The sequence below is a fragment of the Enterococcus sp. DIV0755b genome, assembly GCF_051713765.1.
Lineage (GTDB): Bacteria > Bacillota > Bacilli > Lactobacillales > Enterococcaceae > Enterococcus_C > Enterococcus_C canintestini.
In genome coordinates, this window is record NZ_JBIOQN010000001.1 from 2,449,612 (window position 1) to 2,463,441 (window position 13,830).

10 protein-coding genes are annotated in these 13,830 nt (G+C 34.1%); 1 reads left to right on the forward strand and 9 read right to left on the reverse strand.

The window, feature by feature from the left end:
• Positions 1–90: 90 nt before the first annotated feature.
• The 7 genes from IGI65_RS11815 to IGI65_RS11845 all read right to left on the reverse strand — a co-directional run bounded on the left by IGI65_RS11815 (position 91) and on the right by IGI65_RS11845 (position 10,441).
• Entirely contained in the window at positions 91–2,073 is a 1,983-nt protein-coding gene (locus IGI65_RS11815) for a glutaminase domain-containing protein (protein WP_438774207.1), read from the reverse strand.
• 57 nt (positions 2,074–2,130) lie between these two features.
• The gene (locus tag IGI65_RS11820) at positions 2,131–4,266 is read right to left on the reverse strand and encodes a GH92 family glycosyl hydrolase (protein ID WP_438774208.1); all 2,136 of its coding nucleotides are present in this window, start codon (positions 4,264–4,266) and stop codon (positions 2,131–2,133) included.
• Between the two features lie 31 nt (positions 4,267–4,297).
• The gene (locus tag IGI65_RS11825; protein WP_438774209.1) at positions 4,298–4,915 is read right to left on the reverse strand and encodes a YesL family protein; all 618 of its coding nucleotides are present in this window, start codon (positions 4,913–4,915) and stop codon (positions 4,298–4,300) included.
• Positions 4,916–4,920: 5 nt separating this feature from the next.
• The gene (locus tag IGI65_RS11830) at positions 4,921–5,823 is read right to left on the reverse strand and encodes a carbohydrate ABC transporter permease (protein WP_438774210.1); all 903 of its coding nucleotides are present in this window, start codon (positions 5,821–5,823) and stop codon (positions 4,921–4,923) included.
• A gap of 17 nt (positions 5,824–5,840) precedes the next feature.
• The gene (locus tag IGI65_RS11835; protein WP_438774211.1) at positions 5,841–6,818 is read right to left on the reverse strand and encodes an ABC transporter permease; all 978 of its coding nucleotides are present in this window, start codon (positions 6,816–6,818) and stop codon (positions 5,841–5,843) included.
• A gap of 147 nt (positions 6,819–6,965) precedes the next feature.
• Positions 6,966–8,543, reverse strand: a complete 1,578-nt coding sequence (locus tag IGI65_RS11840; protein ID WP_438774212.1) for an ABC transporter substrate-binding protein — start codon at positions 8,541–8,543, stop codon at positions 6,966–6,968.
• Between the two features lie 68 nt (positions 8,544–8,611).
• Entirely contained in the window at positions 8,612–10,441 is a 1,830-nt protein-coding gene (locus IGI65_RS11845; protein WP_438774213.1) for a glycoside hydrolase family 2 protein, read from the reverse strand.
• Positions 10,442–10,683: 242 nt separating this feature from the next.
• On the opposite strand from IGI65_RS11845, the gene IGI65_RS11850 reads away from it, so the two are divergent.
• Positions 10,684–11,589, forward strand: coding sequence for an ArsR/SmtB family transcription factor (locus IGI65_RS11850; RefSeq protein ID WP_438774214.1), 906 nt, complete (start codon positions 10,684–10,686; stop codon positions 11,587–11,589).
• Positions 11,590–11,901: 312 nt separating this feature from the next.
• On the opposite strand, the gene proC is transcribed toward IGI65_RS11850, so the two are convergent.
• Both proC and IGI65_RS11860 read right to left on the reverse strand, forming a co-directional pair.
• Complete coding sequence (proC, locus tag IGI65_RS11855) at positions 11,902–12,714, reverse strand: pyrroline-5-carboxylate reductase (protein ID WP_438774215.1); 813 nt, start codon at positions 12,712–12,714, stop codon at positions 11,902–11,904.
• A gap of 13 nt (positions 12,715–12,727) precedes the next feature.
• Complete coding sequence (locus tag IGI65_RS11860; protein WP_438774216.1) at positions 12,728–13,717, reverse strand: DMT family transporter; 990 nt, start codon at positions 13,715–13,717, stop codon at positions 12,728–12,730.
• Positions 13,718–13,830 lie beyond the last annotated feature (113 nt).

Consider the following 13,830-nt stretch of genomic DNA (forward strand, 5'->3'; position numbering starts at 1 on the left):
GTAAAAAGAGTTGTTTTGCATTCTAAAAAGAGTAGACAAGTTGATTAAACCAAAAGAGGAAACTAAGATTAATCTTAATTTCCTCTTTTTCTATACATTCACTAAGTTTTTAATCAATGCCTGTTTTAATATTGGCATAAACATAGCACCCACAACTGTTCTATTTTTAAAGTTCATCACACGGGCATCTTTTGTGTCGTACCAATCAGAAAATGGTACACGATTTGTTGTATTTTCTAAATAGTAACGTACAGGCCCAATAATTTGTTCCATCTCTTCTTCATTTTGAGCAAAAATTGAAATCCACATAATCCAGTCAGCTTTTGTATATTCTGCACGTTGATCTAATGGAATTCCATACTCATTTGCTTCTGCTAAATATTTGGTAATTTCTTTTTGCATTAATTTCTCAGGAAATAAACCTAAATTAAATAAATCGTCCCATACGATATTATACTTCATACTCCAACTATCAGGTTTGTCAAAAGCTAATGGTGTGTGCTCTCCACTAGAAATAGCATTTTTTTGCCAAATTTCCGCCATTTTTTTAGCCTGATTGAAATAAAGATTTCCTTCTTCTTCATATCCGGCTACTTGTAATGCAGTACCAAACATTCCGAGCGCAGTAATTGCTTTTAGTGACAAATTACAATTGTGTGCTAAATGGCCGGCAAAATCATCGGTACATAATTGATTTTCAGGATCCTGACCAAAAGTTGCTAAATAGTCAGCCCACTTTAGATTCGTTGCTAAATACTGCGTAAAAAACTTATCATCTTTATCCCGCAAATAAACTGCTGAAATCATCGCTAACATATTGCCACATTCTTCAATCGGCATTTGTTGTTCAAAACAATAGACGTTTTGTCCTTTAGGTAACTGATAATAGTCATATACTGTATCGTGAGGACCACGATCTGACCAGCCTTTACTATTTGGATGAGTTATCTCACCATAGACTTGACCTGTCGCATAAGGATAGCGTCCAATATCATGAGGGGCAAAATCATACTCCCATACGGGCATATTAGCAAATTTATATACCGGACGTAACATACCTTTGGCTAATTCTGTCTGATAAAGTAAATATAAAGGAATTGATGGATAGCTTACATCCACAGTGCCAATACATCCATTTGAGCTACATTCTTTTGACAAAAAGACGATTTCTCCATCTGAATCTCGAATCAGCTTATGAGCACATATTGACTGGCGGTAACTAAATGCTGTAATAAAATCAAGTGTTTCTCCACCCGCTGTATGGGCATCTTGTTGAATCATTTTATCAATTTTTTTGCAACTTGCTTTTCTTTGTGCTAGATTGGCTAAATAATTTTGTAGTAAATCATACATCCCCGTATAATTTTCTTTCCATAAAGCATTAGTTGCTCTACCAAAATAATTAATTGCATGAACATCATCGTATGCAGCTAAAATTGTTGCTTCTTCTCCCGAACAAACAGCAAAATTAGCTAATAACATACCATGTTTTTTTTGGTAATTAATTGCCAAATTACTTTTAGCTGCTAGGTATAGATAGCCCCAATCAATGTCAATCAAATCTCCAGAAGAACTCAGTGGTGTTTGTCTCCCTTTCCCCATCCAAACCATTTTTTCACTTGGTGTTGTAATCGCTTGCCAGTGAAGCTCCTCCGATGCTTGATCCCGACAAATTTCTTCTGAAAAAGCAAATGTTATTGCTGCTTCATTACCATTTTTTATATCTGCTTTTACTGTTATCATCGTCACAGGCTCGCTAATTTTATTTAAATCCTGTAAATCTAAATCAACTGCAAATGTTACCTCTAAAAAAACAACTTCGTTTTCAAAGGTATACGTTGTTTGCGTTGCACTGACATCTAAACCCGTCTGATCAATTACTGGAATAATATCATCTGCTCCCATAAAGCGATATGTGCTTTTTCCTACTCGAATGTACCCCCGAACTGGCTGTTCTTTTCCTGTCCAACTTTGTGTATCACAATCTGTTAGGCAGTCCGCTGGGGACCAGATTGAAAAATAAGGGTCATTTACAATTAGAGGAATTGAAGCTCCTCTTTTTACTTTTGTCATCTTCTAATAACTCCATTTCTATGTCTACAATAATTCTTTTAAAGCATTTTTAATTAGTTAATAACTATTTTCTTGTACTAATTTTTTACTTACACTAGCTGGTAAAATTTCATCAAAACATTTTAAATTGGGTACCATTCCCAAATCAAAAGTGAAATCTTTTCCCTTCATTAATTCATCATGGGAAAGCACACATTTTTTAAAATTTTCTCCACACTCAGTAATATGATGAATAAATTGTTGTTGTGGATTGTTTAAATTAGTTGTAATTTTAATCTCTTTTTTATTAGCTAAATGTATAATCGCTTTATCAAAATTCGGAATCCCTATCAGATATTCACCACTACCTGGGCAAAATGGATAAAAACCCAAAGCGTTAAAAATATACCAAGCTGCCATACTACCATTATCTTCATCACCAGGATATCCTTTAAAGCCAGCCGAAAACAAACGGTTAACGGCTTGTTTTAACAAAGGTTGAGCAAAATACGGTTTTTTTATAAAGTGAAATAAGTATGGCAAATGAAAACTTGGTTGATTGCCCACGTTAATCTGACCAAAACCATTTACTTCCATTTCTGCCATTTCATGAATCACATGACCATAACCTTCAACCGTATATTCTGGTGGCGTATTGGCAAGTTTTACTAGTATTTCTTCAAATGCATCTTCTCCGCCATATAATGCGATGAGTCCACCAATATCATGGTTTACAGAAAAGGTAGACTGCCAAGCAGATCCCTCTGTGTAATCACCACCCCAAGAAAACGGACTAAAATTCACTTTAAATTTTCCTTTTCGGTCTTTTGCCACCATAAACTTATCCTTATGAGAAAATAAATTTTGATAACGAGTAGACTGATTTATAAAAATCTCAGCTATCTCTTTTTCGCCTAATTTTTCGGCAACTTTTGCAATGCAATAGTCACTATAGCTATAATCCAATGTGTGATTGACCGATTCGTGAAGATCTGACGGAACATAACCATAAGCATTGTATTCATTAGCATATGACCGCCCTGCACTACGACTTGGTTCTTGATAGTTAGCAGAATGTAACATGCCCTCTAAGAACTCAGGCATTAATTCTGTCGCAATACCTTTTACTGCCGCATCTGCAATAACGCCATCGATATAATTTCCTGGCATCCCCCCAGAATCTTCAGGCGCTAGCCACTTTGGTAAGTAACCACTCTCCCGATAACTATTTAAAAAACCAGCTAATATTTTTTTATATTCTTCTAGCTCAATTAAAGAAAATAATGGATAAACCGTTCGTGCCGTATCCCAAAAACCATTATTCATATACAGATATCCCGGCTTCACTTCATTCGCATAGGCATCTCTGTGAATAGGTTCTCCATTTTCATCCCACTCATACAATCTTTGTGGATATAAAAATACTCGATACATATTGTGATAAAAAGTTTTTACTTTTTCTAAATCTTGATCAAAAACAGTAATTTTAGCTAACTTTTCATTCCATTGCGTTGTAACTTGTTGTAATTGCAGCTCCTTTTTTATTTTTGGTAAATTTTTTTCTGCGAACTCTGAAGAGATAAACGATGTTCCTAGCCGCAATTCAACAGTATTTGCATCCGCAAAGTCAATCTCAAAGGAACCATCTTTTTCATTAAAACTAACAATCTCTTCACTTACTTCAATATGAAAATAAAACTTCAACGGAACGGTACGATGAACGTGTAATTGTTTCGAATACCCTTCAATTATATGACCTTGTGCTTTTGTAATTATTCCATCAGTTGGAAAGCTAATCATAATTCCTTTATTTTCTTGTGGTGACTCCATTGTAATAATTGCACCATATTCAGAAGGGATTAAAGTGGTATCCAGCTGATTATTTAGTTGTCTAATTCTTAAATAATTAGGATGAAAATCCGATTGTTGTGGTGTGTAAGGAACTACTGTTAAACCTTTGGTATTTTTAGTAAATGGTAAAATTCTCAAAGAACAAAAATCACCTTTGGTCCCTGCCCACATCGTTGGCTGATGCGAAAGACGAATTCCACGATAGTGCAATGCTTCTGGCCGAAACCACCAATTATCTTCATGAGTTTCAATAGCAAAATAATTCATTCCAAAAGGGACTCCAGTAAAGGGAAAGCAATTACCTCGCGATAACTCAAAAGAGTTACTCGTACCATGACGTGTATCGATCTGATTAATATCCATTTAAATGCTCCTTAAAATCAAGTTGTTTTGCTTAAGCTGATGCTGTAAAATTAATATTTTTTTCTAGTCGAGCAAATTTTTTTAACATGATTACACTCATCCCATAAGCCGGCAATGAAATGCCAATAAAAAGAATTAAAAATGGACTAACGGCAAACAATAAACTAACTACAAGAAAAACCAACCCCATATAAATGACTTCAAACGGACAAATAAGTAAGAAAATTAAAGGTTGTACTACTGTTTTTATTCCTCTAACATCGAAATGAACAAAAATTGGAAAAAACATGGCAACACTTAAAATTATTAATAAACGCGTTACTTTAATTGCAATTTCAAGTAATAAATTTCCTGAACCAATATTTGTCAAAATAATAGTTTCACCTAAGAAAAAGGCAACAACCACGGCAAAAACCATACTAAACAATATGCTACGGCGAAAGTTTTCCACATAATAATTTTTAAACATTTGATACAAATGATTTTCGGTTTCATTTCGGATCTGTTGACGAATGCAGGCATAAAGAGCAATCGTCGCTGGTACAACACCAAAAACAACGCCACCCAAAAGGGTAAATAAAAGCCACAATCCGTTTAATTTCATTAAATAGTAAATCCGATTAAAAACTTCATAAATTTTATTAACCATTTTTCTTACCCCTTTATAGCTCCAACTAAAATCCCTTTTTCAAAATATTTTGCAACAATTGGATAAAACAATAAAACCGGTAACGTTGAAACAATAACGACACTATATTTTAAGGTCAATTTCAACATCATTAATTCAGCTTGTGCACTTCCTACTAAAGTTTGATTCACGTCATCGCCAAATTGTCCTTGTATTAAGATTTCACGTAAAATTAACTGCAAAGGAAAAAGTGCTCGATCACGTAAATAAATCATGGCATCAAAATATGAATTCCAACGCCCTACCCCATTAAACATAGCAATCACAACAATAATCGGTGTAGAAAGCGGTAACACAATTTTATATAGTAGTTGTAAATCATTGGCACCGTCCATATAAGCACTTTCTACTAATTCAGAAGGAATATTTTGTTGGAAATATGTTCGCATCAAAATCATATTATAGACACCTACAGCACCTGGTAAAATCATTACCCATAACGTATTGATGATACCTAAACGCTGGTTTACCAAATATGTGAGAATTAGACCTCCACCAAAAAACATCGTAATAGTGAAAAATAAGGTGAACATAGAGCGGCCACGCAAATCTTTGCGAGAAAGTGGATATGCGCCTAACGTCGTAACAAGAACACTAACAAGCGTTCCTAACCCGGTGTAAATGACTGCATTTTTAAAACCAACTAAAATATCTTTGTTTTTTAAAATTTCTGTGTAACCATTTACATTAAATCCTCGTGGCCAAAGTAATAAAGGTACTTCGTAAATTTTATTGGGATTACTAAAAGAAGCATTTACTACAAAAATAATTGGATATAACAGAATTAACGTCAGTAATGTAATAATAATAATATTTACGACATCAAAAACTTTATCTGATTTAGTTGAAATATATCGCATTTTTTCCATTTAAAAGACCTGCCTTTCTACCACAAACTATTTTCACCAGTTTTTTGTGCAATTTTATTTACAACAAAAAGCATAATGAAATTGACGATATTATTAAATAACCCAACTGCAGCAGAAAAACTATATTCTCCATTAATCAAACCGACTTTATATGTATAAGTCGACAATACTTCAGAAGTTGCAAGGTTCGAGGCGTTTTGTAATAAATAAGCTTTCTCAAAACCTACGGACATAACACTCCCTGTTGCTAAAATTGCTGAAATAACAATTGTAGGCATAATCGCAGGGATTGTGATGTTGCGAATACATTGCATCCGTGTTGCCCCTTCAAGATAAGCAGCTTCATATTGATCTTGAGGTACACCAGACATTGCAGCAGTGTAAATTAACGTTCCCCAACCAACGCCTTGCCATACCCCTGACCATACATAGACATGAGGAAACCATTTTGCATCGCCTAAAAAATCAATTGGTTTCATGTGTAATGAAGTCAAAATCTGATTGATTGAACCTTGCTCAGAGAAAAAGAAGGTTACCATTCCAATAACTACAACTACTGAAATAAAATTTGGTATATATGAAACTGTTTGAACTGTCGATTTGAACCATTTCCGTTTAATTTCATTAAACATCAGTGCTAAAATAATCGGTAATGGGATACCAACTAATAAACTATAAAAACTAACGCGAATGGTGTTGATAATAATTTCTAAAAAGAAATAAGAATCAAAGAAACGTTGAAAATGTTTGAACCCAACCCATGGACTACCCCAAATACCAAAAGCAGGGGAATAATCTTTAAAAGCAATCACAACACCATACATTGGCCAGTAATTCCAAATAAGTACAAATAAAACGGGAATAACGAGCATAATATACAGCCACTTATGCTTTTTTATATCAAATAATAACTTGTGAAAAGATTCCATCGGTGCAACGAATAACGTATTAAGCCATTTATGTTTTTTCATATCGAATAATATTTTTTCTACCATCTATTATTCTTCCTTTCTCCATGTTTTATTAAACTGTTCAGCGCAGTATCTTGATACTAAGCTGATTAGATCAATAAAACAATTTCTCAAAAAACCAGGCTTAAAGCAGATTTTGTCATTTTGCTTTAAGCCTGGACAAAAATTTAGCTATTCCTTATCGTAACGTTCATATTGTGTACGGCGAATCTCGAGTAATTTGTCAGAACCAATTTTTTTCAACTGTTTGACATATTTATCCCAATCACTAGTAAAGTTCCATTCTCCAGTCACAAATTTAACTCGAGATTGTTCAACATAGTTATTCATATCTGTCATAATTGTCGATAACTGCCCAGATTCTTCTGGTGTTGGCATTACCGGAGATAACATTTTTTCTGGCATATATTCTTCTTTAAAATCATCATATTGAATTGGTTCTAATCCTTGTGCAATATCACGATTAGCTTGTGCAGGATTTAAATAAGGATAACCTCCACCGTAAACGTTATCTAGGTACTGATACGCCCCTAATTGCGCACCTTTGTCATAGTTCAAAATTTTATCAACATAAACATTTTTATCTCCTACTTTATGGTAAGTAACATCTTCTGATCCTAAATAGCCAAAGTCGGAACCTTCCTGGCTGTACCAGTAATCTGTCCATTCCAATAGTTTTCCTGGATCTTTACAGTCTTTAGTAATAACTAAGCCCGATGTTCCTACTGGGCCATTAATTACTAAACTCTTATCCCCTTCAGGACCTGCAATGACATTAATTGGTGTATATTTATCTTGAATTGAACCCCCAATAAATTCTGGACTAACCCACGTCCAAAGCCCAACTGTATTATTTGCTGCATCTGCACGCCATTTATCTCCATCAGCGCCCGCAAAAGAGTTCTTAGACATTAAACCGTTTTGGTAAAGGTCAGCTTCGTATTTCCAGACATCTTTCATCCGATCACTGTTTAAAGTTAGTTGCATTGAACCATCTTTTTCAAAATAAACTGAAGACTCAATTCCTGTTCTTCCGCCTGTTCCCATACCGTAAGCTGCCATTAATAGTTTTTCAAAACTATTTGGTAGTTCGCCACTATTCATATACCAGCCTTGTTCATCCGCTTTACCATTTCCATTTGGATCTTTTGTAACAAACTGTGTTAACACATCTTTTAATTCTTCTGTTGTACGTGGTTTTTCAAGACCTAATTTATCCAGCCATTCTTGATTGATATAATATCTAAATGTTAGCCCCATAATTTGTGGATCAATAGACAATTCTGGTAAGAAATAAATATGCCCATCTGGCGCAGTAATACTTTTTCTGATTTCAGGATGTTCTTCCATTAATTTATTAAAGTTTGGCGCATGTTCTTCAATTAAATCTTCTATAGGTTGAAACATTCCTTGTCCACCATATTTAACTAATTCATCTGATGTCCAATAAACTTGATAAAAAGCATCAGGTAATTTTGATTCTGATAAAAGTAAATTTTTCTTTTCGTTAATATCTTTTGTTTCTTGCCATGTAATGGGAATACCTGTTTTTTTCTCATACTCTTTCCACATCCAAAGATCTTTATTTTTTGGATGGTCCGCACTGTGGTCAGGACTCAACAAAGTAAAACCTTTACTGTCTCCTCCTTTGTCTTCAGAACTTGCACTACCTGACCCACAAGCGCTAAGTGATACCAATACAGCCGCTGACAATGTTAATCCCAATAAAGATTTCTTCCATTTTTTCATGTCTCTTCCTCCAAAAATAATAAAATTGCTAGTTTCTTTTACAAAAAAACTGCGAATTAGTACCTGGTTCAAAAATTATTTTCTATTTTCATCTCACTAAAATTGAGCCGACGTTCGTTAATTTCTCTCACTTTTTCCAAGTCAACTTTGTCCTGACGATCTGCAGTTAATAGACCATTTACTTCTTGCTCTACATCTGTTAACTGCGTATAACAGAAACCAGCAATATATGGAATGCTCTGGATGGCGGCATGTATTTTTTCAAAGCGAACAATGAATTCGTTTTCATTTTTCACCTGATTACCGTATCCCCATTGCCCCTCACTATCAACTGTAAAAGCAATACCACCAAATTCACTAATCATAATTGGTTGCCCTTTATACTCGAAGCCTTTTGCAAAAGCAAACCAGCCATCATTAAATTGAATTTCATTTGACACAATCTTTTCTTTATTTGAATAGCCATAAGCAGCAAAATCTTGATGATCTGAATATCGTTTTGCAAATGCGAGTCCCGTTTCTTCATAATCATGCAAAGTCAAAATATCTGAAATTGTATGTTCCCACCCATCATTTGTAATAACAGGACGATTGGAATCAATCGCTTTTGTGAGATGATAAATTCCTTCAGTAAAATGTTGCGGGCGCGATTGCTCATTGACCCCTTTAATCCCCCAGCTTTCGTTAAAAGGTACCCATGTAATAACAGCCGGATGATTGTAGTGCTGTTTAACCACTTCCAACCATTCTTTGGTAAACTGCTCAATTGCTACATCGTTAAAGACATACGTTGAAGGCATCTCCACCCACACAAGAATCCCTTTTTCATCGCACAAATATAAAAAACGCTCATCTTCAATTTTTTGATGTTTACGCAAGCCGTTATAGCCCATTTGGGAAATTTTTTCTAAATCTTTTTCCATTGCTGCAATCGAAGGAGGTGTAATGCCCGATTCAGGCCAATAACCTTGATCTAAAATTAAGCGTTGGTATAACTGCCGATTATTCAGTAAAATTTGACCATTTTCGATACTAATCTTTCGCATCCCAAAATAACTATCGACTTCATCTAATAACTCACCTGTCTCGTTATATAAACGAATTGTTAAGTCATATAAATTGGGGGTATGCGGACTCCAACGATGCGTTCCGGAATCAGCATTTTCTTTTGATCGTGTATCTAAAGTAAAACTACTACTATTATGATGAAACAGTCCTTTATAATAACTAATTATCTCGCCTTTAAAACTTGCCTCTGCTTCAATAAAGTAACTCTTACTTTCAGGCAGAACAGTGGCATCTTTCAATTCAGTCTCGATTTTTATTAGATCAGAATCCAAATCAGGTGTCAGTTTTAAGTGATTTATCCTTTGCTCATTGGCTTCTTCTATCCAAACTGATTTCCAAATCCCTGTGGTTTGAACATACCAGCACCCAAAGTTATCTTTTAACCAACGTTGTTTACCTCTTGGTTGTTCACATGAAAGTGAATCTTCAACTCGTACTGTAATAGTATTTGTTCCTTTAGTTAAATAAGTTTTTAAGTCAAAAGAAAATCTTTCATAACCACCTTTATGCGTACCTAGAAAGTTTCCATTCAGCCAGACCTTTGCTTCAAAATCGACACCTTCGAAATACAAAACTTGATTTTGATCATTTTCTATTTCAAATGCTCGTTGGTACCAAACTATTTTATGGTGAGACGTATCTTGAATACCACTCAATTCCGTCTCATATGTAAACGGAACGACAATTTCATGGGATTTAGGAAAACTGTTATACCAATGTTTTAATAAGCCGATATCTTCATCGTCAAAAGTGAAATCCCATTTTCCATCTAAACTTTGCCATTTCTTTCTTATTAGCTGCGGTCGAGGATGTTCTTTTCTATTTAGCATTGTTACCTCCAAAATTTCTTTGCTCTATTTCAAAAAATCTTTATTGACCTTTTGGTTAAAAAAGACTTATAATAACATTACTATTTAACTTATATGTCAACACACAAAATAATAACAGCGTTTTCATTCACCGTCAATCCCGATATATCAACCTTAATTATTTTAACCAATTAGTAAACGAAGATATAAAATTACAACGACTACAATATTTATATTTAACAAATAAGTAAAGGAGCTTATCCATGATAATTGATACTTCTACAAAATCACTTCCCGTTTTACAAGCTTTAGCAAATGAAACTCGTTTGGGAATAGTGAATCAACTAGCAAAAAAAGAAATGAATATTGGGGAAATAGCAGAAACACTTTCGATTTCAAATGCTATTACAACACGCCACATCCAACAATTAGAAGACGCTGGTATTGTGAAAACCAGAAGATGTCCTGGCAAATTCGGCTTGCAAAAAATCGCGGCCTTAGCAATTGATCAAATTGGAATTGAATTTCCAGAAAAAATTTTTCCGGAATACCGTCATTACCATGCAGATGTAAAAGTTGGACATTTTACCGATTATCACGCAGAACCAACGTGCGGTCTTGCTTCAGAAGAAGGACATATTGGAATGGCAGATCAACCCCGTTCTTTTCTTGATGGACAACGTGTCAATGCTCAGCTAGTTTGGACTGGTAAAGGATTTTTAGAATACAAGATTCCTAATTTAGTCCAAGCTGATGATCATCTCGAATTATTAGATATTAGCTTTGAAATTGCTTCTGAATTTCCTATCTCTAACAACACGTGGCCCAGTGATATTACTTATTACATCAATGGCAAAAAACTAGGCAGTGATACAGTACGCGGTAATTATGCTGATGTGCGCGGACGTTTGACACCAACGTGGTGGCCTGATACCTGTAGTCAGTATGGAGAATTAAAGCATATTCGTATTAATCAATACGATACAAGCATTGATGGCGTTCCAACAACCAATCTAAATATTAATGATTTAGAATTAAAAGGAACTGATTATTTTACATTACGTATCGCTTCAGAAGAAAATATGGAACATGTTGGTGGTTTAACCCTTTTTGGCGAACATTGGGGAAACCATGAGCAAAATATTAAAGTTTTAACCTATGTAAGTTAATTGAAGAAACATAATTTAAGTTTAACCTCTATTCGTTATTTTAAATAGTACTTTTCAATTATTATTTATACTTCATTCACTAATATTCATATGAATCAAATGAAAAATAGCTGTATCTATTGAAATATTAAGAATATAGATAAAAAAAGGAAAATAGATTATTTATTAAATATTTGAATTAAAATTTATGCAATAAAAAAAACGACTATATAAACTATATAGCCGTTTTTTTATTGCATAAATTTCAGAAAAATATGATTCTATCTAAATTTTATATGTTTTAATAAAAACTGAGTATGATTATCTCTTTGTCTATTTTGAATTTTGGCTCAATTCTTCATCTCTTGCTATCGTTGCGTCGATTCCTTTAACAACAGTTGCTAAGAAAGCTTCTTCTTCTAACTTCAGTAAACCAGCAACAGTTGTTCCACCCGGTGAACATACTCGATCGATTAAAGTCCAGGGGTTTTCATTGGAATCTAGTATCATTTGTGCACTTCCTAAAACTGCTTGAGCTGCATACTGTAAAGCTTTATCTTTAGCAATACCATGCTTTACCCCTGCCCGTGCCAGGCTGTCAATAAAAAGGTAAGCATAAGCTGGTGAACTACCAGCTAACGCAGTGAAGGTAGAGAAATCTTTTTCTTCAACTTCCCACGCTTTACCAATGGAAGCAAATAAATCAATAATATAGTGAACTTGTTCGCTATTTGAGGCTGTATTTCCTGTAACCGCTGCTGCACCCAGATTAATCATCGCGTTGACATTTGGCATAACTCGAATAATGGGTGTTTGTTTACTCAAATTCTTTTCCAATTTATCAATTGTTGTACCAGCTGCTATTGAAACAACAATTTTTTTCTGGTTAACAATTTCTTCCTTTAAATCAGCTAATACTTTTTCGATCATATTGGGTTTAACTGCCAAAAATACGATATCTACTTCTTTTATGGCTTCTTTTGCTGTCGCGCAAGCATTTCCATCAATTTCATTACTTAACTCTTGAGCTTTTTGGGTAAAAACATCGTATAAGTAAATATCTTTTCCTGGAATAAAATTACTTTTAACAGCCCCTAATATAATTGCTGAAGCCATATTTCCTGTTCCAATAAATCCAATTTTCATTTTTTTCTCCTCACTAAAAAGCATTCTTTTCATTTTGATTTAGTTTTTGTATAAATTTGGGTGGTTTGTTAATCATAATAATGGAAATACAAACCAACACTAAACCAATTGCTAATGGTGCAGTAAATCTTTCCCCAAATGCTACAGCTAGTAAACTCCCTGAGATTGGCATAATAAATTTATAAACTGTAATCTCGCCTAAATTAGCGTATTGTGCACACCAATACCATAAACTAAATGGAATTGCTGAAGCAGCTGCTAAAATAATTAATAGTAATATTCCTAAGGGAGTCCAATTAATTGCAAAAAGACTGCCGCCCATCAAAATACCGATGAATAAAAGTACAATAGAACCAATAACAAGATTCCAACCGGTCATCACAAAAGAATTTAGCGTGGAACCAATTTTTTTTGCTAACATAGTCGCAAGTGCTGCAATTAAACCATAGATAAGCATGAAACCTTCACCAGTTAAAGAAAATTGGAACATGTCTTGGAGGGTAGTACCACCAGTCAATTGCGAAACAATCAAGCCAATAAAACCAATAATAAGTGCGGTAATTTTAGGAAAAGTTAATTTATCATTCTTGTAAGCAAAATGAGCTAAAATTGCAGCAAAAAATATCGTAGACTGGGCTAAAATCGTAGAATTTATGGTCGATGAAATATTAACATTCCCAATATTAAAGAAAAAATAAGCAGCAGTGGTCGATAATAACCCCATCACAATAACTTCTTTCCATTGTGATTTTTTTATTTTGAAAATATCTTGTTTAATAAACATAGCAAATATTAATGTCATAATACCTGCAATAAAAAAACGGATACTTATTGTTGCGAGTACTTGACCCATATAATTTTCACCAAATGCTTCGCGGGAAATTCCCATTTCATCATTCATAATTTTGATTAACTTAAAAGGGGTTCCCCAAATGACGTTTGTAACAATTGCTGCAATCGCAATCGTTAATTTACTTGGATATTTCTTGGTACTTGTTTCCATATCTGTTTTCTCCTCACCAAATAAAGTAGCGTATTCCATCTACCTTTTTTTAAAAGCCAACCATTTGAAATTTAATTCACAATTAATTGTATTCGTTAAATAGCTATTTACTT